Origin of the sequence: Flavobacterium profundi, from assembly GCF_006491645.1 — a bacterium.
Lineage (GTDB): Bacteria > Bacteroidota > Bacteroidia > Flavobacteriales > Flavobacteriaceae > Flavobacterium > Flavobacterium profundi.
This window is the reverse complement of record NZ_VDCZ01000009.1, coordinates 45,221-70,128: the sequence shown is the minus strand read 5'-3', so window position 1 is coordinate 70,128 and position 24,908 is coordinate 45,221. Positions and strand designations below refer to the sequence as shown.

The 24,908-nt window shown below is 30.2% G+C and carries 10 protein-coding genes and 1 other RNA gene; 6 read left to right on the top strand and 5 right to left on the bottom strand.

The window, feature by feature from the left end; all coding sequences use genetic code 11:
• Positions 1–5: 5 nt before the first annotated feature.
• The 3 genes from FHG05_RS12075 to FHG05_RS12065 all read right to left on the bottom strand — a co-directional run bounded on the left by FHG05_RS12075 (position 6) and on the right by FHG05_RS12065 (position 7,304).
• Entirely contained in the window at positions 6–3,002 is a 2,997-nt protein-coding gene (locus FHG05_RS12075; protein ID WP_140998282.1) for a SusC/RagA family TonB-linked outer membrane protein, read from the bottom strand.
• 256 nt (positions 3,003–3,258) lie between these two features.
• Positions 3,259–6,006: a helix-turn-helix and ligand-binding sensor domain-containing protein gene (locus tag FHG05_RS12070; RefSeq protein WP_140998281.1), complete on the bottom strand. Its 2,748-nt coding sequence runs from the start codon at positions 6,004–6,006 to the stop codon at positions 3,259–3,261.
• Positions 6,007–6,098: 92 nt separating this feature from the next.
• Complete coding sequence (locus FHG05_RS12065) at positions 6,099–7,304, bottom strand: NAD(P)-dependent oxidoreductase (RefSeq protein ID WP_140998280.1); 1,206 nt, start codon at positions 7,302–7,304, stop codon at positions 6,099–6,101.
• 196 nt (positions 7,305–7,500) lie between these two features.
• On the opposite strand from FHG05_RS12065, the gene ssrA reads away from it, so the two are divergent.
• The 6 genes from ssrA to FHG05_RS12035 all read left to right on the top strand — a co-directional run bounded on the left by ssrA (position 7,501) and on the right by FHG05_RS12035 (position 12,607).
• Positions 7,501–7,899, top strand: a transfer-messenger RNA (tmRNA) gene (ssrA, locus tag FHG05_RS12060).
• Between the two features lie 247 nt (positions 7,900–8,146).
• On the top strand, positions 8,147–9,406 hold the full coding sequence (locus tag FHG05_RS12055; protein ID WP_140958935.1) for a site-specific integrase: 1,260 nt from the start codon (positions 8,147–8,149) through the stop codon (positions 9,404–9,406).
• 104 nt (positions 9,407–9,510) lie between these two features.
• Entirely contained in the window at positions 9,511–10,347 is an 837-nt protein-coding gene (locus FHG05_RS12050) for an RteC domain-containing protein (protein WP_140958933.1), read from the top strand.
• A 224-nt stretch (positions 10,348–10,571) separates the two neighbouring features.
• Complete coding sequence (locus FHG05_RS12045) at positions 10,572–10,874, top strand: helix-turn-helix domain-containing protein (RefSeq protein WP_140958931.1); 303 nt, start codon at positions 10,572–10,574, stop codon at positions 10,872–10,874.
• Between the two features lie 220 nt (positions 10,875–11,094).
• Positions 11,095–11,964 (top strand): transcriptional regulator, encoded by an 870-nt coding sequence (locus FHG05_RS12040; protein ID WP_140998279.1) that lies wholly within the window; start codon positions 11,095–11,097, stop codon positions 11,962–11,964.
• Positions 11,948–12,607: a P-loop NTPase family protein gene (locus tag FHG05_RS12035; RefSeq protein ID WP_157504247.1), complete on the top strand. Its 660-nt coding sequence runs from the start codon at positions 11,948–11,950 to the stop codon at positions 12,605–12,607. The genes FHG05_RS12040 and FHG05_RS12035 overlap by 17 nt, the downstream gene beginning before the upstream one ends.
• A 67-nt stretch (positions 12,608–12,674) precedes the next feature.
• Here FHG05_RS12035 and FHG05_RS12030 read toward each other — a convergent pair whose 3' ends face one another.
• Positions 12,675–13,358: a hypothetical protein gene (locus FHG05_RS12030; protein WP_140998278.1), complete on the bottom strand. Its 684-nt coding sequence runs from the start codon at positions 13,356–13,358 to the stop codon at positions 12,675–12,677.
• Between the two features lies 1 nt (position 13,359).
• Positions 13,360–24,906: an RHS repeat-associated core domain-containing protein gene (locus FHG05_RS12025; RefSeq protein ID WP_140998277.1), complete on the bottom strand. Its 11,547-nt coding sequence runs from the start codon at positions 24,904–24,906 to the stop codon at positions 13,360–13,362.
• Between the last annotated feature and the right edge of the window lie 2 nt (positions 24,907–24,908).

Genomic DNA, 24,908 nt, shown 5'->3' with positions numbered 1-24,908 from the left:
TTTAATTAAAATGTTACATTAATTCCTAAAGTAGTTATAGCCGCTACTGGGTAAGAACCACCATCTACTCCAAAACTTGTTGGGCTACCACCAAACTCAGGAGTAAATCCAGAATTATTTTTCCATGTTATCATGTTCTGCGCATTGATAAACATTTTTAAATTCTTAATTTTCAAATTATTTAAAAATTCATTTTTAAACGTGTAACCTAATTGAACATTACGTAAACGCAAGTAACTACCATCTTCAACCATGTAAGATGATGTTAATCTATTATATCCTGATGCATCGTTCATTCTAGGTTCCCAATTAGAGGTACCTTCACCTGTCCAAGCGCCTAGACGATCTGATCTAAAATTAAACTGAGCAAAAGAAGATCCGTTTCCCCAATTTCTAAAAACCTCATTTCCATAAACTCCTTGAAAATCAACACCTAAATTCCAACTATTATAGTTAACAGCTGCAGAAAAACCGTACGTAAAATCAGGAGTCGGATTACCAATATTAGTTCTATCTTCCGGAGTGATTTGTCCATCACCATTTACATCCTTATATTTGAAGTCTCCAACGGTATAATCTCCTACCGTACTAATGGGTGAATTTAAGACATCAGCATACGTTTGATACACTCCTTCAACTACATATCCATAGAAATAACTAATAGGTTGTCCTCCAGTAGTTCTTGTTGGGTCAGAAACATAATCATATCCCTCATCATTTAAATAATGAACTTTATTGTTTAATGTAGTTAGATTCCCAGAAATCGTATAATCAAATCCTTCTCTAATAGTATTCTTCCAAGAAGCAACAAATTCAAGTCCATTATTAGAAATTTTACCTAAATTTCCATAAAAGTTATCCGTTCCTCTTATAAAAGCAATCAAACCATTAGTAGTTTTATCATAATAATTTACTTCTAAAGACAATTTATTATCAAAAGCACCCAATTCAAAACCTATTTCTTTAGAGGTAACCGTTTCCCACTCTAAATTAGGGTTATTTCTATATGCCAAGATATAAGCTGGTACCAATTCTTCTCCAAAAACGGCACTTTGACCAGGTATATATAATGGATAAGTAGGATAATGCAAATCAGAAAATTGATTTCCTTGTTCTCCCATTGAACCTTTAATTTTTAGATAATTAACATATTTATTAGCGAAAAAACTTTCTTTTGAAATCTCCCAAGCAGCACCCACTGCCCAAAAATTTTGATCTTTTCTTAATTCTGAAGAATCATCATTTCTAAAAGACGCATTCAACATATATTTCCCATCGTAATTATAAAGTATACGAGCTAAATTTGACATAGTAGCTCTATCCCATTGTGTTGAATTTGAAAATCTTGTGGTTGGATCACCATATGGGAATACGTTCAAATACCACCATCTTGGATCATTAGGAATTTGATTCGTATCTATTCCATCGTCATCATAACTTGGTGCATACTGAGAAACCGTACCGCTCATATTTTCTAAATATTCATTATAACGCGTATGACCTGCTAATAAGGTAATATCATGTTTACCGAATTCTTTTTGATACGTTAAAGTATAATCTTGCTGTAAGTTCTGTTTAAAGTTACTAAACTGATTCACTTTTGTTAATACATTACCCGAATAATGAACCAATTCATCAGTTTCTGCAGCGTAAACATCAAAAACAGGTAAGTATCCTCTTCCTCTTAAATAATCTAAACTCGCTAAATAGGAACCTCTAAATTTAAGATTTTTAAGTAGTGCCACTTCTGCAAATACACTACCAACTATTTTGGTATTTCTATTTAATTGTGTTCCTTTTTTACCTTCTACTTCTAGCAATGCGTTACCTAATTGAGCTGCACCCATATCTGTTGGCAACTGATTATATACACCTAATTCGTTATTAAAAGGTGCTACCAAAGGAGTTGTATTTAATGCTGTATTAAAACCGCCTAAACGAGGTAATCGAGCATCTAAAAAATTAACATTAACCCCCAATTTTAAATAATCTGTAACTTGTAATTCGTCATTCAAAGAAGCAGTAAATTTTTTATACAATTCATTTTTAATAAGTCCTTCTTCATTAGAGTAGCCAAAACCTGCATAAAATGAATTCTTTTCTGAAGCATTTGAAAAGGAAATGTTATGATTGTAAAACAAGGCATTATCATTAGCAATTTCATTTACCCAATCGGTATCCGCATTATACAAATTATAGTAAGGATAAGGAGAAGCACCTTGATTAGCACGTTGCATATCATATAAATACTTAAATTCTTCAGCGTTTGTCATATCAGGTTTTCCAGTGATATTTTTATAACCAACAGTAGTATTATAGTTAATTTGAGTTTCACCATTTCTAGCTCTTTTAGTAGTAACCAAAATAACACCATTCGCTCCACGAGCACCAAAAACAGATAGAGATGAAGGATCTTTAAGCACTTCTATCGACTTAATATCGTTTGGGTTTACAAAATCCATAGTTTCAGAAAAAATACCATCGATTACATATAAAGGTTTAGTTTGATACAAACTAATGGTACCTCTAATACGTACATCTGGTTCAGATCCAGGTTGTCCAGAATTAACAACACTTAAACCTGCTACTTTACCTTGTAAAGAACTTAATACATTATTATTAGGTTTGTCTGCAACTTCTTCCCCTTTGATACTTACGATAGATCCAGTAAGATCTCGTTTTTTAGCTGTTCCATAACCAATCATAACTACAGTTTCTAATTCGGTTACACTTTGCAACATCGTAACGTTCATATTTTGAGAAGCTTCCACAATTAAATCTTCCATTCCTATCATTGAAAATTTAATTTGTTCGCCAATACTTCCTTGAATAGTAAAGCTTCCATCAAAATTTGAGGTTGCAAATTTATTCGATTTTAAAGTTTGAATATTTACACCTGGTAAAGCGTTTCCAAACTCATCAACAATAGTTCCATTGATTTCTTGTGCAAAAGAAAAGATGGAGCACATTATTGTGATTAATAAAAAATAAATTTTTCTCATTTTTAAATATTAATTTTTTGTTAAGGTTGATGTATCAAATGTACAGCTACAACGTTATAATTACTAGTCAATTTCACACTACAATACTACATCAAAACAAAATTAAATAAAGTTAAAATATTGATTTAAAACAACTTAAATAAATAATTCAAAATAAAAAACACATCATATAAATCAATCAATGATGTATAAATGATGTGTTCTAAAATGATATTTTTTTGATTAAAAAAATAAAATATTCTTAAAAAATAACCTTTTATAATATATTATTCATAAATACATTTAAATTTATAGTAGAATCTAAACCTAATTTTTTTCGCAATCTGTATCGGTGCAATTCAACACCTCTGTATCCAATATTCATTAAAGGTGCTATTTCTTTAGAAGATAAGTTCATTTTCAAATAGATACACAGTTTTATATCCTTTGACGTTAAATTTTGATATTCATGTGCTATTTTTTTAACGAAATCTTCATTACTTTTTAAAAGATTATCTTCAAAGGACTTCCATTCATTTTTATTGATACTGTTAATTTTAATCGCTTTATTAATTTTGGACTTTAAAGATCCAGAAGATGTTTCAGAGTCTAAAATTTTTTGAATGCTATCTATTAATTCTGTTTGCTTTACTATGGAAAGAGATTTACCAGCTAGTTCATTTGCTTTAGTCTTCACCTGATTTTCTAAAATATGCTTTTCATATTCTTGGATTTTCAATTTATTTTCTGCTTGGATTTCTAGTTTGATAATTTCATTTTTATGACGTAATTCTTCTTCTTTAAGTTTAATTTTTTGTCGGTATTTCATTTTATTCCAAGCATAATATAAAAACAAAATAAAAACAATCAATAAAACATAAATTAACTTCATCCATAGGGACCAATACCATGGATTTAAAACCGTAAATTTATACCGTTGCACTTCTACATAATTACCTTTCTCGACAGTAAAAATCTGAACGATATGATTTCCACTAGATAAATTTTTCAATTCTAACCTTCCGTTCCCAACATTTTGCAATGTTTCATCATCTATACGGTAATAAAGGATCGCTTTCTTACTCCCAAAGAATTCTGAAATAATATATAGTGTTACTTGTTCTTTAAATGGAATGGATTGATTATTTGCAATTAATTTATTTTCAGAATTATAGGCTTCAATAGAAATTTGTTGCTTTTCAAAATTATAATCTAAAGACTCTATTTGAAGAAAACCATCGTCCATATTAACCAAGTATTTCCCATCAATATTAAATACTTTAGTTTCATTATTTATTAATTTACCTTTATAATATTGAACAGGAATAGGCATCCAAGTGAAGTTCTCTTTATACTGATTAATGATATATAAACTCCCTTGTTTATTTACCATGAAAGAGTTATTATCTATTGGAATAATTTCCTGTATGTCTTTAAAATTAGCATTAAATACCGCATGTGGTAGTAGTTTATCATTCACTTTATCTAAAAAATACCACATGTCATTAATATAAAACAATTCGGTGCCTTTATATTCAAAAAGTGTCACGCCATAATCGTTTTTAATATTATTTTTTTCGGTTAAACTGATTACTCTACTAAAAGTATTATTTTCCAATTCAAGTTTATACAAACCTCTATATCCGTCGGTAAAAAGTAGAACTGAATTAGTTAATTGAATAAAATCTTTTACAGGTTTCATTTTTTCATTTAACTTTTGATACGTCTCAAAGTTATCATCCTCAATTTTATATAAACCAATATAATTCGCTTGAATATAACCTTTAGAAAAAAGATCGGGTTTTAGTTCCCATCCACCTACTAAATCATTTAATTTTGAATAAGCTCCATTATTAGATAGTTTAAAAGTACCTTCATTATGCCCAATAATATAATCATTATTAGAAGGTGTTATGTTCCACACTTGACCTTGCGAATTGGAAATTAGGCTTAATTGATTATCAATTGCTTTAAACACTCCATGATTGGTTCCTAATAAGTAACCTGAATTAAATTTAGCAATACTATATACCGTTCCTAATTGACCTGTATTATCTAAAAAAATTTGATAGGGAGAATTTTGAATCACATGAGAAATGCCATTATCTAAGCCTAACCAATAATTCTTTTCCTTATCAATAAAAATACTTAATACCGAATTATTGCGAAGTGCGTTAGAGCGATTGATATTGTAATAATCTTTTTGTTTTAAATCGATTACATACAAACCATTAAAAGCAGTACCAATTAGCATTTTATTCTCAAAAATAGTTGCAGAGATAATGATTTGCTTTTTCAGTTTTTCATTAATTTCATGCTTCCAATCGGTTAATTCTTTATTCTTCTCTTTTATATAAACACCGCTTTTTTGGGTAAATACATAATAATCTGTGTTACTTTTTTCAATACCATAAATGATGTTATTTGCAATTAAATCGAAAGAATGGTCTTGATAAAAATGTTCTCCATCAAATTTGTAAATTCCTTTTCTAACAGTAGCTGCGTAAATTTGGTTATCCACAACAAAACAATAGGAAATTTGGGAAGGAAAAGTAATATTATGAATGGTTTGTTTATTGTAAACAAAAAGCTCGTTAAACGTTTGAAAATAGATTTTTGAATCTACAGCAAAAATTTTCCAAATTTCTTCGCTTTTCGAATTGTTCTCAAAAAAATTATTGGATTGAGAAAGAGAAGTATAATACATCTTTCCATCCTTCCTCTCCCAATATCCAAATTCATTATAAGAACCTGTATATATCCTATTTTCGAAAGAAAAAACCGAACGAATAATTGATTTATTTGGTAACGTATATTTTTCCCATTTTACACCATCAAAACGAAGTAAAAAACTATTGTTAGCAAAATACATCGCATTATCATCTCCTTGAGTTAAACTCCATATTTGGTTATCACCTTCATAATCTTGTTTCGAATAATTTTCAACAAAAGGCAATATTTCCTGACTTCTACTAGTTAAAGGTTGCAGCAGTATAAAAAATATAAAAAAGAAAGTAGTTCTCATCAGCTCATTTTATACTCAAATATAATACAACTTCTTGTAAATGAAAAAATCCTAAATTACTTTAGGATTTTTCAAATATTAGGGAATAAAAATTATTCTTTATCGTCTACAAAATCTTGCAAGTAGGCAAAACGAGGTGTTAACTTACCATTTTCGGTAACTTTGGCTCTAGCCAATACGCCATTAGCGTCGTTATTATAAAAAGCTGGAATGACATATTTTAAAAACATTTCTCCAAAACCTTCACTCGCATCTTTGGGTAATTCACAAGGAAGATTATCAACTGCCATAACCCAAATTGCCGCTGGATGTGTCAAAGATACCTCTTTATGTTCTTTTGGTAAATACCCATAAACAGGATCTGCAATAGTACTTGGTCGTAAAGTACAAGCAACTGGTCCATCAATATCACATGAAATATCGGCCACAACTTTTATACTACATTTGGGAGATTGTAGCATTTCTTTAGATAAAATCACGGGTGCATTATTTCCATGAAAATGACCTGCTAGGAATAAATCAGAAACCTCAGCAAACTTTTCAAAATCAGATTCATATTCTTTTGGATTAGTGTAAAAATCATATTTATCTAATTTTTGTCCGTCTTTTCTTTTGTTATAATCCAAAACGTCTATCATTGTATAGACAGGTTCAGTATATTTTTTAGTCAAATAATTTTCAACAGAAACTTGTTTGATTTTCATAGCATCTAACATTTCTTTAGCGCCATGTGCCACTTTCCCACTACCAGTTAAAACAATTTTAATATAAGGTAAAGGATATTTTCTCAAGCGTTGAATTAACGCATTTTGATCGGGCAAGGTTTCCGCTTTAGGCAAATTGAACAGTTCAAATTTAATTCCAAATGTTCTAATTCCGTTGTATGCACCAACAATTCCTGCATAACGACCAAAACCAATTAAACGCGCATTTTTTTCATCTACAATCGTTTCATGATCGTATAATGTAATATTTTTATCTAAAACTGCTTGTAATAATTTACGATTATAAGGTTGCTTTTTAATCGTATGTGAAAAAAAGAAGTAACTTTTATTGGGAATTAAATTGACAATAGGCACTTCTTTTACACCCAATAAAACATCACAACCAGATAGATCTTGAGCTATTTCAAAACCTTTTTCCTGATAGCGTTCGTCAGAAAAAATACGAATATCAGAAGATTCTACGGTAATATCGGCTTGGGGAAATTGATTTTTAAATTGTACTAATTCATCTGGTGAAAAAACCACACGACGATCTGGTGGATTTTTACGTTCCTTTATTATTCCGAATTTCATTTGTTATTTTTATCTTAAGTTTAGTCAGCAATGTTACAAATATAACTTTATAGATTTCTAAAAACAACTTTTTTTTAATGGAAAAAATAATGTAATTTTGGCACACTTTTTAGAAGCATTTACTTAGAATAGTGAAAAGGTATGATTTTTGTATTATACATTTCTAAATTCTGATTTCTAAATTCTAATTTCATTTGGGGTCGACTGGTTTTGACAGCGAGTGGAATTGAAAAGTAAGCATGCCGAGCATTGTACTTTTGGCTCGTAAATCATAATCGTACAACCTTATAAACGGCGAAAATAATTACGCTTTAGCTGCTTAATCCGAAGTTTAGTACGATTTGCCTAGTTCCAACAAGGTTGGAAAGCTAGATTCACCTCAACATCCTTGGTTTATGGAGTTTGATTCAGGTGAACCGTAAAAGTAAACCTAGGAAAGGTAATGCTTTAAATCCTTTCTGACACTGATAAAGCTAAGCAAGAAGTGGTTGTTTTTGGCCTTGCTTTTTGTCGAAAATTCAAGCAGAAACTAAGCATGTAGAAAGCTCTTCGATTGCTTGTTTGGACGAGAGTTCGATTCTCTCCGACTCCACTTTTTAAAATTCATTTTAAGCTAAAAGCCTTTAAATCATATGATTTAAAGGCTTTTTTGTTTTTCATAGTATTCAAATTATTCATAAAATCTCAAAAGACTGGTGCTATAATCGGTTACCCTAAAAAATTCAAATCTTGGGTAACCGAATTTTAAGCTAGCCCAATTATAGCAAGCTGTTCAAAAGATAAACATCTTGACTATAGAAGAATAAAAAACTAATTTGATAACTATAATAAGTCACCACAAAATGAAACACAAAATGTCAATCCTTTTCTACGTGAAAAGTTCTAAAGCAGCCAAAAACGGCTTATTACCCATTTACCAAAGAATAACCATAAATGGAACAAGGATAGAATTAAGCATTTCAAGATTTGTAGAAAAATCAAAATGGAATACAGCTGCAGGTAAAATGAAAGGTAATTCTGAAGAAACCCGATTAATAAATAGTCATCTAGACATTCTAAGAAACAAAGCTTACGAAACAGAAAAATGGATGATTAATAATAATCAGGAAATCAATGCACAAACTTTTAAAAACAAACTTTTAGGCATTGAAGAAAAAACCAGAAAACTAATTGTAATTTTTGAAGACCATAACAAAAAAATGAACGAATTGGTCGGTAGAGAATTTTCAATTAATACCTTTAAAAAATATGAAACGACCTTGAGTCATACCAAAGAATTTTTAAAAAACTGCTATTCAATTAATGATATATCAATAAAGCAAGTTGATATTGCCTTTATAAACGACTTTGATTATTATTTAAGAAACTCCAAAAATTGTAATAATAATTCGACTATAAAGTACATTAGAAACTTTGGAAAGATAATCAAACAATGTTACTTTAACGGATGGATTGACAAAGACCCATTCCTAAATTACAAAGGAAAAGTTAGAGAAGTTGAAAGAGTTTATCTAGACCAGGAAGAAATAGAAACTTTGCTTAACAAAGAATTCAAAATAAAAAGATTGGATTTAGTAAGAGATATGTTTTTGTTTAGTTGCTTTACCGGACTAGCTTATATTGATGTTTTCAACTTGACAAAATCACATATTATAATCGGAATCGATGGAGAAAAATGGATTTCAACTCATCGTCAAAAAACAGAATCAGCTTCTAAAATTCCCATATTACCTGTTACCCAATCGATTATTGAAAAATATGAAAAACACCCACAATGCTTAAATGAGAATCGCTTACTCCCTATCCTATCCAACCAAAAAATGAATGCCTATTTAAAAGAACTTGCAGACATATGTGAAATTCCTAAAGAATTGACGTTTCACATTGCTCGTCATACTTTTGCTACAACTGTAACACTTACAAATGGTGTTCCTATAGAAAGCGTAAGTAAAATGCTAGGACATAAAAATTTAAGAACAACCCAGCATTATGCAAAAGTTTTAGATAAAAAAGTAAGTGAAGACATGATGGTCCTAAGAGCTAAATTTGAATATAAATATAATAAAATCGACAAAAGTCTTAAATATTCGCATAAAATTTAGTAAAACATTAGAAACATTTTAACAATAAAATCAACAAGTTTTAGTTTTATTTGAAGTTGTTTGTTACATATTATGTTTGTTTGTTTCATTTTAAGTTTGTTATTATGGATAACTATTCCTATGACTTTTTTACCGAGTTTGAAAAAGAATTCGAGAGCATTAAATCTAAAAATAGTAGTATTATTAAAAAATGTCATGCAGTAATAGCCTTTATAGAGCAAGAACTACAAGAACTATTTTCATGGTTAAAAAAATATAAATTTAATACTCCAGAAGAAGAAATACACTTCTTTAAAATAATTAAACCTAGCATAGTTGCTAAACTAATTTACTACAAGGAGATTTTAAATATCGAAAGTAATTTACCAGCTTCAAAGAAAAATAAAATTAAGCACTATGAGAAGTCTTTAAATAAGATTCATAAACATTCAAAAAGCAACAAACAGTTTTTTGAATATTATAGAGCTAGAGCCTCTCATAATGACCAACTTTACTTTATTAGATCTAATAGTAGAAACATTCTGCATGATGATTGCATTTATATTAATTATGATTCAAAATTATCAACTAGTCATGATTATTTAATAGCAACGATGATAGCTTACGATACATTAACCACATATTTAGAAAACAGAATTGAAGAATTAGAAACTAATTGCTCAATTATACACCCTAGTAATGACAACCTTTTAAACTGGTCTGGTTCAAAAGTGGACTTAGTAGAACTTGTGTATTCATTGCATCATACTAAGTCATTTAATAATGGGAATTCAGATATCAAAGAAATAGCTGCATACTTCAGTAAGATGTTTAATATCGAAATTGAAGAATCAATTTATAGGAGCTATTTAGATATCAAAGCAAGAAAAATAGATCGAACCAAATTTCTCACCCAATTATCAGACACACTCAATCACAAAATAAATGAAGAAGAAAAGTAATTCCCAACCTCTTACCAAGTTGGGAATTCTCTATTATGACGCTTTTTAAAATCACTTTTTGAAATTACTTCTAATCACATCAATACAACTAAAGTTGTAAAGCTACACGGCTACTAACTTTCTTTCCATTTGTATAAAAATCGTTCCCAACTTGGGAATACCTTGGGAATAAAAATCACTCAAATGAGGTTGTTTTGTCTTGTAACAATTTAAACAATTTCATTATGAATTTACAGGCTAAAAAACTCTTCCCAGAAATCGAAAACATCGAATTATTAAATCATCAAATAGTAACCAAAAGAGACCTACTAAATTTTGGCAATGTACTACTAAATGAAATTAATAACAGCACAAGCAAAGTAGAAAAACCAGCACAATGGCTAAAATCTGCTGAGGTTAAAAAACTCTTACGCATCTCTCCAGGTACTTTACAAAATCTTAGAGTAAATGGAACTTTAAACTACAAACGCATTGGAGGCATACTGTACTACAAACACGAGGACATAGAAAAAATGCTAAACCAATAAAAGTTAAGTAGGTAAGCACTAATGAATCGTCACTTCGAGGTATCATTTTTACGCTAAAAAAAGGAATATAAAATGACGTTTTAAAATATTTTAAACAATTGATTTTCAATATATTAAATTAAAACGTCAATGGAAGTGATTTTTAAAAGTAAAAATGCCAATTTTTTCTTTTAAAAATAGTATCGAGAAGCTCAAAAAAGAATAACTAATAACTCACAAAATGAATTACATAAAACACCTCACAGGATTCTTTGAAAAAGTAACCACAGATTACGACCTCAACCCTACACACATAAGTCTATACATGGCTATTTTTCAATTATGGAATCAAAACAGATTTCAAAACCCTATATCAATTTCAAGAGATGAGTTAATGCGTATTAGCAAAATTTCATCAACAGCAACGTATCACAAATGCATTAAAGAGTTGCAAGAAAGAGAATACATACAATACAACCCTTCTTTCAATCCATTTAAAGGATCAACGCTCAATGTGCTAAGCCTTGATTTTTATACGAAACCACTAGTGAAAAAAGACATTAAAAACTTCATAAATAAAGAAGCAACCCTATTAAAAAACAACCTAGTCAATGAACAGCTTAATGAACAAGCTCTAAACAAGCACCAAACAAGTATTAAACAGGTACCTTATATAAACAATACAAACAATATAAACCTTGCAAACGAACAAATTCAAAAAAATGAAAAATTGAATTTTAAAATAGAAGAGGATACAAATGAAAAAGAGACCCAAAAAAAGTTGCTCGAAAAAAAGGTAATCGCGCAGCCTAGTCAAACTGGTATAAAACAGCAATCAATTCCTCCTGACAAAAACGAAGTAATAACATATTTCCATGAAAAAAATGCACCAGAGATTGAAGCAGAGAAATTTTACAACCATTTTGAAAGTAATGGATGGCTCGTAGGTGGAAAAACAAAAATGAAAGATTGGAAAGCAGCCATACGCAATTGGCTTCTAAACAGTCAAAACTTTAATAAAAGACCTACACAAAATTTCGTAGGAACACAAAAACCACAACCACAACATTTACAAACTTCAACACACAAAAATTATGGAGAACCACTTTAAAATAGAAAATACATTCGAAATCAAAAAAAGTTATAAAATTTATGACTTAATACAATGCTATAATTACTTAGAATACCATGGAAAACAAACCTATGGACACAGCTTTAAAATTCAAGAAGAAGACAAACCAGTAATCTTAAAACTATTAATATATGCTATTAGAGACAAAACCAATGCTTTAAAACTAGGTATAGATGTCAATAAAGGCATTTTATTATCAGGTCCTATAGGTTGTGGTAAAACTTCAATTATGCATTTACTTAAACCGTTCATGTATCAGAAATACGAATACAAAATCAAAACCTGTAGAGAAATATCCTATGAGTTTGCAAAACAAGGTTATGAAGCACTACAACCATACACCATGAAAGCGATGAATCAAACTAGATTATCAGGCTTTTGTTTCGATGATCTAGGAGCAGAACAGCAGATAAAACATTTCGGTAACGATTGTAATGTAATGGCAGAAATACTTATAAGTCGTTACGAAAATTTCATAGAAAACAACTCAATTACACATCTTACCACAAATCTCTCAGCTTCAGAAATTGAAAAACATTATGGTAACCGCTTAAGGTCTAGAATGAGAAATATGTTTAATCTGGTAAGTTTTGAAAGTCACAGTTTAGATAAAAGAAAGTAGTACTTTTATAGATTTAGTTACAAAAGAAGTGCAGATAACAACACTTTCTTTTGTAACTCAAATAAGTTTAGTAAAATTTTGACAATTTAGATTTATAACCATCAGGCTTTTTAGTGTATTTCCATTTGTCAAATATTATCTTATTTTTTTTGACTTTTAACATATAATTATTAAAGGTCCGAAAAGCAAATATATTCTGAGGGAAATCTATAGAAATAATATAATTTTCATCATTCTTAATAGTGAAGTTATCCGAATCAAAATTCTCGTTCTTAATAATCATACTTTTTTCTAGATTTTCTTTAAATGGATATAACTTGAAGTGATATTCTCCTCCAGAAATATCTAAGGTTGGCGTATCTAAATCAACTTCAATCGATTCATCACTATTTTTTTTTGCTAAAAATAAAGTATAATTTTCTTTAAATCCTTTAAAATCAATTGTAATATTTTTATTTAGATTCCGGTCACTAGTCTTTGTAATAGTAACATTAATAGGATTTGCATGAAATTCAGAGTTTAATTCAATAGAATCGTCAATTAGCTTCCAGTTTCCTTTACTCCATTCATTACAAAATATGATATTCACATCTGATCTATATATTGAATAATCATAATAAACAAATGTTCCGTCATCATTAAAGCAAAATTCTGAGTCATTGTTTACATAACAACCTAGTACAACTTCTTTTTGTGCTTTAGAAGAAGCACAAGAAAGAAATACAAAAAATATAAATACACTTATTTTCATCTTATTTTTTTTTACTATAAACCTTTCTCAAATTTTCATTAAACCATTCTGAATTTATACTCATAACGCCTCCCTTAACTGGAGCAGGTAAACTCCCTCCTAACGAATATGTTAATTTATATGCGATAATCTCACTACCCTCGTTATAAAAACCAATATTAGTTCCAGCAGCAAATGCTGTATGAGGAAATTTATTAAATACAACATCATACAAATGACTTAATTCGTGTATTAGTGTACCTACAGAACTATTAGTATTAACAGTTATATCTCTATTGGTGCTTCCCCACGTCAAATTTCCAGCTTCCTGAATATTTTCCCCCATATCTCTTCCAACATCAGACCCTATTTGAAAACTATAATTATGTTTTGATGGATCCATCAAAATGTTAATTTTGCTAATAGCAGTTTGCAAGTTGATTATCTGATTATTTTGTTCAGAAATTTTATCAGTTTTATTCGCTATTCTTGTTTTTCTACCTTCCTTAAACTTTTTATCCTGTTTATCTTTCAACTTATTAATTTTAGCATTTAATCGATCAATTCTATCATTTTTTTTGCTAATAACACCACCTATATACTCTTTTGCTTTATTAAGTTTTTCAGTATCCTTCTCATTAAACGGTGGTTTATTTTCAGTTCCTACTTCAGGATACATACCTGTCGGATCCGTTAAATTAATGGGATTCTGCATCGTATAATTGTATGGGTTCGAATTAGGCATTTTTTCGGTCAGTGGATCCACACTAAGCCAAATGCTCATTTTAGGATCATAGTAACGTGCTCCATAATAATACAACCCAGTTTCTATATCTTGCTCTTTACCATTAAATTTATAGGGGTTTACAAAGTTTTCAGTATAACTATGTTGTTCATACATGGTCTCTCCAAAAGGTAAATTTATAAAAAATTGATAAGGATTCCCACTACCATCTGTTAAAAAGGTACTACTACCTAAATGATCTGGATGAAAGAAGTAAATACCAACTGCTTGTGGTGCTCTTACTGTCTCTTTTTCATTTTCATTAATAACATCTTCTTCCTTTTTATATTCTTTAAATAACGCTTTCCCCCTTTTTGCTTTATCTAAAATGGTTTGCAAATCAGTAATCTGCTTTTGCTTAATAACTTCATAAGAAAATTGCGAATTATTACTATTATCTTTCAAGTTAGTTTTTTGTAATGAATTTGTGTCAAAAATAGTAACATCTTCTTCTCCTATCTTGCTTACAATACGTTGTACTCCAGCATAATAATGTTTACTATACTGTTGGTTTGCATCTATCACTATAAAAGCACTTGGGTAAGTGGTATAGGTACTGAATGTGATGGTACTACTGTTTACGAGTTGACCATTTTCATACACTTGTTCTAAATGGGAACTAGCTTTTAAAACTCGCTCACCTTTATCATCGTAAATATAATGCTGCATTTGATCATTTACGTCTATAACACGTAATCTATCGCTTTCATCCCAAAATAATTTTCTATTTCCTCCATCTGAATTGCTCTTATTAACCAAATTCCCATTTAAATCATACTCAAAGTTTTCTGAAAAGCCAGTATTTTGATCAATAATTTCTTTAACCTTGTGTGAGCCAACGTAGTAAGAATAGTCATTTGAATACGTATTGGTTGGATTGTTTAAGTTATTCTGAATATGTAATTGTGTTTTATTCACAATACCATGAGTATTATTATATTTCATTTTTAAATCATACGTGGATTGTTGAATAGTAGTACCAGAAGATGCTCCATCAAAACCACCTCTTGCATCTGTCAATCTATTTAAATTATCATAAGTATACGCATGAGAATAAGTACCCCCCAATAAATTATCAGGGTTATAAGGTGCCGAATTATCTAATCTAGTGATATTTCCTACTTTATCATAACGGTAATGATTATCAAACATAGCATCACCATTAGAAGTCTTAGCATTAAGATTATTTAATCGTCTTAAAGCTGGTGTATAATCATAAAATGTTTCTGTCTTATTACCATATAATAAATAAGTTCTTTGCTCAAAATAATCATAATCTATTCGCTCAATATAATTATAGTCATCTCCATTATATTGACCCGTCATTTGATTTAAATTACCTCCTAAATCATATTTATAAGCTACTTTTTCTCCGTCTGGATAAATAAGCAATTGAATCCTATTCCAAGAATCATATTCAAATTCTGTATTAAAAGTTCGTGTAGGCAAATTAGGGGCAACAATAGTTCTACTATTATAAACCATTTCACCCATAGTACCGTATTTAAATTCTTGAGTCCCCGTTGCATCTTGCTGATAAATTAATTTACCAGTTTGATTTCCAGAACCTGGCCCACCATATTTATAGGTTACATTACTAATGTTTTGATTACCATTAACATTTGGGTAAATAATTTCTTGTAATCTATTAAATTCATAAAGGTAATCAATACCTAGACCACCACTGGTAAGATTCGCTGTGGCTAAACGAATCATATTACTCGCTTTATCGTACTTAATAAATGTTTCTCCATTGTCAGGATGATTAACATAAATTTTTCTTCCTAAATAATCATATTTATAAGAAGTAGTTAATCCTTCATCATCAACATATAAAGTTAATTCATTAATCGCATTGTAATTAAATTTAGTCCATATATCTCCATTTGGTCCTACGTTTTTATTAGAAGTTACTCTTCCTCTAATATCTTTATAATTTTCAGTAATAATTTGAACACTACTATTTTGGTCTATAATAGATTTATTCATCAAAGCTAAATTACCAAAACCATCATTAGACAAAGTATAAATATAGAGACTTTCACTTCCTTCTGCATCAATCGTTTTAACAGTTCTATCTACTTCATCATACTCATATTCAGAAAAATAATTTGCCAATGGATCATTTATAGTATTTAACAAAAAATTTGTAGTGCAAGCTTTCTCTTCTTTTTTAGGATGGTATTGTTTAATTTCTCTACCAAATTCATCATAAGTTGTGATTCCCGAAACCGACATAAATTCTTTATAATTAGGACTAGAGTATGTTCCAACATTTATTTGTATATCTTTCTTAATTTGAATTGGTCGGGCTAAACCATCTATAAAAGTATACGTTTCAATAGCATTTGTAGGATGTTGCGGATCATAATGTTTAGTGACTGCTACTGGAATAAAATCAGAAGGAGTTACACAATTCTGATAACCTAATCCAGCTAAATTTCCATGATAAGGCATATACTCAAATTTAATAGTGTATGGCTGGGTATTGCTTGCCTCTTTTGGAGCGATTATTTTAGCCATTCTACCAAAAGAATCATAAGAATACTTCATTACATTTCCTGCTAAGTCTGTTGTACTTAAAATAACATCAAAATTAAAATCATAAGTAGCTTTTGAATTATAACCAAATGCATCCTTAATGCCTACCATATATTTATTTAAGGTTGTATCATAATTATATTCATAAAACATAGATTGTCCACTAGCATTTTGAGGGTAAATAATTTTTTTAAGATTACCGTAAGAATCATACAACATATTAGTTTCACTAAAATCCGAACCACTAATCCATGCTTTAATCTTAGTAATATCTCCCGTGTTAGCATTTAAAACCTCTGTTATTCGATGTCTTTTCAAAGTCGATCCCTCAAATACTTTGAATGCTTTTGGTACATTTAAAATATTATTGTTTAATACATGGTATTCTATTTCAGAATAATAATCGTCTTGTCCATTTTGTATATCTCCTAAATCATTATATTTAATAACCCTACCATATATATCATGACTAATCTGAACCTCGCTTTCAATAAAGTCTGTTGTAAACTCTTTGACAATAGTATTAGTTTTCTTCAACAATACAATCGCCTGTTTTCTACCTTCACTCCCTCCTACATCAAAATTTAAAGGCAGAGAGATTAAATTTCCTGCATTAGATAATATACTATTATTTCCATTACTTCTATCTAATTCATAAACTTCATAATCATTTAGTACTCTTGAATACAAATTTGCATCAGGAGAATTTGGATCAAAAGCACCCTTGTATATAGAAGTTTCAATTTCTAAACCATTTAAATAGTAACTTGTATTATTAAATCTCTTAAGCGTAGTTCTGTAATCATTACCTATAGTGCCGTTACTATTTATTTTTTTATCAATAATTTTTATTGTTTCAAAACCATAAAAGCTTCTCTCTCTCCTATCATATTTAGCATTATCATATTCAAAATATTTTATATAAGAATCAAACCCATCATTTATAGTACTTCCATTAACCGCCAAATCAACACCATCATTAATAGTAATGTTTTTCATTACCCATTTAGAATTAGGATTATTATAAGACTTTCCTTTAGGCTCATAATCAATCACAAAATCACCTCCAATAGGATTATAAACAGCTTTTAACATATTAGTTCTCCTAATCCTTGAATGATGAACTCTCACACTGTTTGAACTTATTTCTTCAACTAAATCAGGAAATCCATCACCATCAAAATCGACTATTGTTTTCTTTGTTCTATTGGTAGAATTACCTCCTGAAACTGTCACACTAACATCAGGTATCTTTAATGGAATAACAACAAAAACTAAGTACAAAGGCCAGATTAACGAATAGGTGGCTGTTGCATTTAAACCAGAGGTTGTAGTGGTCGCACTGTCATAAAATGAAAAATCATGAGATAAACTAGTTATATTAGAATCATATTTATTACCTAAACTAATATCGACCGCAATGTTACTTGAATTAGATACTAATTTATCAAGCATTCCATCTCCATTGATGTCAATCAATGTGGTTTCTGTATCAGAATCGGTTCTTCCTAATGATATGCCTGCTTCAATACTAGCATTAGCATAATTAAAACCTAGTCCACCTCCAAAAGTTTTACTCTTACTTTTAGATAATGTAAAACTACCCCAGCTATTATTGGTGTCATAAGTAGTATTTCCTAAGTTCAATTGAATATCTACAGTATTGTTTACTGAATTCTTGTTGATAATATCTGGTAGCCCATCACCATTAAAATCAGCCCACAACCGTGAAGTACTTGTGTCTCCTTGTCCAAAATTACCAGAAATACCTGTTGAATTATTACCACCACCAAATGAACTTGTGGCAGGTTTTCCAATCTTCATTTTTCCATTTGGTGTCGGTTTTGCACCTTCACTACCAGCATTTGGCTTACCCGATTTACCAAAGGTACCAGATGCACTAAAACCCCAATTATTACTGTTATCAATAGACATATCACCCCCATAAACACCTCTAGAAGAAGGAACTACCAACCCTCCTGTTTTTACAGTATATTGAATTTGATTATTAGTCAATATATCAGGATAACTGTCGCCATTTATATCGATGTAATCAGTAAGAGATTTTGAAACCCCTCCTAATGATGTAGTTCCAGACGCTCCAAATCCTCCAAATCCTCCTCCAGCAGAAACACTTTGACCATCTCCGTAGGTAAGTTTATCAATTCCAAAAGCTCCTGTAAAGAAAGTGCCAGAATAAATAGTATTATCTTCTTGAAAATCTATAGCTTGTGTCAGCTTAGCTGCTCTTGCTGTCCATCGACCTGCGTAATTCTCATTATGCAGCCCAATCCATTTATCGTCATAATTTGATTCACTTTCTCTGTAAGCATTTGCAAATAAGAACGGAATAGTATTCATTCCAGAATTATTTTGAATATTTACTAAAGTTGATTGAATTACTGATGCTGAATTCGGATCATTTATATTAATATTTTGCAAAAGTTGTAAATCTGAATTAATCTGATTATTACTGTTTAATAATGAATTTTGCAATGCAGTAGCTTGCGAATCGGTAATAGTTAAAGTTTCTTCTTTAATTAAATTCACTCCGAGTGAACTAATAACAGTCGCACCAGTTACTACTTCAGGATTATATAAAAATTGTCCCCATTGTCTATACATATTACCATACTGTCCAAAAGGTTTGTGCATAAGATTTACCATATCTTCCGTAAAATAAAAGGAAGACATGCCTCTAGTTAATTTAACTAGATTTGAAATATCAAGCAATCGCTTCAACAAAGAAACATCAGTCGGACTATTAATAACTCTATTACTATCGTCGGTATAAAAACCTACTTCTATGAATCCACTAGTAGTGCCTAAATTTATTGTACCTGGAGAAATACTAACATTTCCATTAACGACTGTAATAGTGCGTCTACCTACAAAAGTATTATTTTTCTTAACAACAAAATAAATAGTTCCGTTATCAGTTGATATAAAATTAGAATTTGTTATATTAGGACTTATTATCAAATTTGTGCTGCCGTCATTATAAGTACTGACGTTTATTCTATTATAACCATTTCCACACAAAAAATTCTTGTAAATACTATAGTCCACTATGGGATATTTAACTTCTGCAGTAGTAACATTGCCTTCGTTTCCTCCACTCCCAACTATTGGTTGTACTGTAGTGCAGGTCATTTTTGGAATCCATTGAGAACTAAGCCATTTTATATTAGAAGTAGCTCGTACTTTAAAAAAGAATTGTGTGATAGAATTACTAGAGGTTCCTGAAACTGCAATCGAACTTAATCCAATTGCTTGCACAGAAGTTGTTACATTAGGAAGACAAACTTTTGTAAATATTGATGTGTCTGTATAACTAGAACCATTTTGAACTCTTTTGATAATTTCATAAGTAACTTCATCTGTAGGATTTACTACATTAAATGCATTCCATTCAACTGTAGCGGTACCATTACCTGGAAAAATAACAGGAACTTTTTGAGATAGTATAAAGCTCTCACTATAACTGCTATTATAAGGCTTTATCCCATTCTGATCTGTAATAGAATTTAAGCTAGTATTGGTATATAACACCCTAGGATCCCAATAAACAGATGGATTTCCTGAAGAAATTGAATGCACTCTAAAATATATTCTGTCCCCTTTTTTAACTTCTAATGCGGTTGTTTGTGGATTACATGATGTACTAGCATCTGTTATAGAAACACTTACAGATGGTGTAATGGAGTTCAATTTAACGCCATATAACATACAAATTTCACTAGGTTCAAAACTACAATTAGTAGTATTAAAACGATTTACCACTGATAGATCTTTATCTTTTGGTAATTTTTCACCTATTGTTTCAAAAGGATAGGATGTGATTTTTTCTGAAGTAGAATTTAGAACTTTTAATTCATGAAAGGATAAAAAAGAATCTTTAATAATAATTTGGATCAAATCATTACTAATTTCGATTTTTGTATTCGGATAAATCGCAGTAAAATCTGTAACAAAGTCATCTATTGACAGTACAGAGTACAACTTCTTGTCCTTCAAAAACAAACCATCAACTTCAATATAGAAATCACTATTATTTAAATTATGTAATGGTATAGCAAGCTCATAATCATTTCTATATTCTACATCAGCAACTATATGATCTGTTTCAGGCGATTTATTAAGCCCTTGCCCAGGGCATATACTTGAAAATGACCAAGCAGTTCCTCCTAATGGTCCTGTGACAATTATTTGGGCTGTCGTAGGGTAAGCACTAGTTTTATTAAATGTTAATTGACCTACACCATTGGAAGGACTGGCAGTTTGAATTTCACTTAAGGGAACTCCCGCATTAAGCAATGCATTATTGTATGAAGAATCTCCTCTATATCCTGATGTGTATGTTTGACCATTCCAAACAATATCAAATTTATCTGGAACACTTTGGGCATTATAATTTATACCCGCAATTCCCGTAGCAGTTCCTAAATTAACTTCAAATACTTGATAACCTTGACCTCCACCAGAATTCACATTACTACCACAAGGAATAGTTGTGTCCTTTTCCATTTCAATAGTTGCAATGACTTCTTTAGTAGGGTCCTGATTAGTGATGGTATTATGAATAGTGATTGACCCATCAATTGGTGCTTCCCACATTTTAACAACATCATAATTAGGAGTAGTAACCTCAATATCAGTAGAAGGAATTGTAACAGAAACTGGCGCTGCCTGTATCAACATATTTTCTGTTTGTTTACTTTCTGGTTCAAAGTAGGGATATCCAGAACTATCTATTCGATTAAAGAATACGGTTCCATTTTTCACAATATCCATTAAGCCATCAGCATTAGCATCAGTGAAATAAACTTTTGTTTTAGACTTATTTTTAGAAGTGTCCCATCCTGCAAAACCTCCACCTCCAGAAAATCCAAAATTAACTTGTAGGTTCCAACTTGATGATTGACCGTAAGACTTATAAAAGTCCGTTATATAGTTATTTACACTAGTAATTGGTGCATAAACACCAAAATTATGGGTGATTATAGGCTCTCCGTTGGGAGCATAAGTCCGAACAACAAAATGCTGTTTCCAATATAAGTTCCCGTCAGTAGCCTTAAAAACAACATCATCTAAACCATCACCATTAATATCAATAAGTGCAGTTAAAGATTTGCTTTCATCCCAACTATGATTATAAGCACCTCCAATAGTAATATTCTTTGTTGTAGGATTCCAAGAAAAATCTACACCGAAGCCTAGATGTCCACCAATATTATAATTTTCAGAAACAGTCGAACCCAAAATGGCACCAGCACTATTAAACGAAGGAATAGCACCTGTTATTAAAAAATCAGAATTTGTAAAACTTGGACAATTTGGATCCCCGCTAACAGAGCTATTTGAATAGCTAATAGTATATTTTGAACTTAAATCAGTCAAATTGCTTAAAGCAATTTTATTAGTTTGAATATCCCCTGATCTGGCAGTACAACCTATTGGATCATTGTTAAATGGATAAGAAGCAGTATTCCCATTTATATCAACAAAACTCACATTATTATAAGCAATTGTGGGGTTAAAAATCACCATATTATGTAATTGACCAAAATAAAACCCACAATAAATCTCAGGAAAACTAGTAGTTAATGCAGTTGAAAAATCATTCCCACTATTGAAAGGTCCACCAGGAACAAGTTGATTATTTATATAGACATTCGTAGGAGTTGTAAATAATGTACTGGGTAATCCGTAAATTGAATAACATGAACTGATGGGAGCAACGAAATCATTGCAAATAGTATCTACAACTCCACTGGAAAAATATACTTCATTACCATCCTGCAGAATATCGTCATAATATTCAAAATCATGATGATAAAACTCATTTCCTGTCTTGTCAAATTCAGTAGCTCTAGTCAAAAGTGTTTTACCAAACCTACCTAATGAATAGGTAAAACCATATTCTCGAATTCTCGAAGTATTATAATTTACTCTAATTTTACTTAACAAATAGGGATCAATTCGCTTTATTCCCAAACGAGCATCAATATCCTGATTAGGTTTTAAACTAGATACATCTTTTAAAAACTTTACATTATACTTACCTTGTGTGGTGCCATATCCAGTATAATATATATTGTCAATACAAAAAAGTCTACCTCCATTTAAGTTTTGATTATTTCCAGTGAAAGTTGTTAAGATTTGATTGTCATAGGTGTAAATAATATTGTTACCTTGAACATCTATAGTTTTATAAATTCCCCAATGGACTATGTAGTTAAAGGTGTTTCTTATTACTGTATTTTCTACTACACCATTTTGATCTCCGCCATACCAGCTGATTGTTCCATCAGAATTTTGAACTTTCCACCTGTACTCAGAAGGATTGTTTCCTAAACGTTGTATTTTCGCAAAACTTCCTTGTTTCCTAAAAGTAAAGAAAGCTTCATTTTCAGCAATTCTATTTCTAGGAGTAGTATTAAAAATTGGATTTCCTGTACCATCTACCCCCTCATCATAGTGCCTATTAGGCATCCAATCCACTAGTTCACTTTGGATATTTAATAAAGGCGGATACATCAACTGTTCTCCAGACAAAGTATAGAGCTCAGTTTCAAAACTCGTGTTAATATTAGGCACTCCCCATCTTGTATCTATAGTAATTGAAGGTGTCGTTATAGACCAACCTTCACCTAACCATCCATTACCAGCTTCATTACTATATTGAATTTCTAATTGAGGTTGCATACCATTTCTACCCGCAGGTATTTTTATAGGATAACTTATATTTGCATCCCCTTTCTGAGAGACTTCCGGAGGAGAAATAATAGTCATTTCACTAGAAGGGTCTGCTGCTTTTATATCATTCATCATTGTGGGCGTGAATGCACTTGTTTGGGGACTTTCAGGTGTTTGAATTATACCATTTATATAATCTGTAAAATGTGTAGTGGCTGAAACAATTCGCTGCTGATTATAATCAATCGAATCTCTTTCTAATGCTATCCAACTTTTCTTTTTAGTGTCAAAATAAAAAGTTTTAATATCTTTAGCTGTAAACCCCAAAGGTATTAATGTAGAATCATATGGTATTTCTAAAGCAACTGGGTTTTTAAAAACTGTTCCATCAGGTAAAAAACGATAGCCTTTCCCTCCCATTGTAACATTGACCATTCCAGATTCTAATGGTGCTAAATCTATTTTTCTTAACACCTTACTTGTAATGTATTTATTTTCAAGTAACGCACTATCATTTATAGTTAATTTAGCATCGTTTATTTCTAAGAAATCCAGTTTATTACTCTCGAAGTATTTTGAAATTGATTTTTTATCGGTATTAATTGCATAACTTTCATCTGCTGATGAAGTAGTAATTTTTGAAACTTTTAATTCATCAATTATAGTATTATTTTCTTTAATCTGAAATACAATATTCTCATCTTGATTAGCTTTAATATATCCTTCAAAAAGATTTCCCTTCAACTCTAGTACTTGATTATTCGCAAAAATTTTTTTATTTGAAATTTCATTCAACTTTATAAACCCATTCAAATAAATTTTTTCTTCTTTAGTTAAAAATACATTTTGATTATTTAAAACAATTTTAGTATTCTTTTTAGTTGGTTCTTCAACAACTTTGATAACTAAGTTTCTAATTTTATACTGATAAGTAGCTCCTTCTGGAACATTGAAAAAAATGACATTTCCGTCTTCTTTTAACCATTTGAAATCTAATTCTTCTATTTTTTTTATCCATTCATTTTTGAATTTTACTAAATAACCTCCAGTTACATAATTGTCATTAATACTTTTTCCAATAACTGAGTTTTCATCTACTCCATTTACTTCATATTCAAGAATATATTTTTTATTAGCATCTAAATTTGCTTTAGATAAATTAACCTTAAATAAATTATCTTTCGGATTATCAAAACCTATTTGGTTATCAAAACCTATAGAACCTAAAACAATATCTGAATAAAATATAGTTGATTCAGTTTTAACCTTATCATATACAATATTTGATTTTTTAGACTCTATTTTTTGTTCGTTTTCAAGCTCTATATTATTAATCTTATCTTCTGCGTAAGAATCACTAACAATGGGACTTGTAAGAAGAGGAAGAAAAACATTTGGACTAGAAAACAACTCATTATATCTTTTGTAGATAGTTTGAGATGGTGCAATAAAACTTGATTGCAGCATTATAATAACAATAAAATAATGGATAGTTTTCCATATTTTATTGGAAACACCTAGGGTTTTAGTACGAGTATAATTCATGA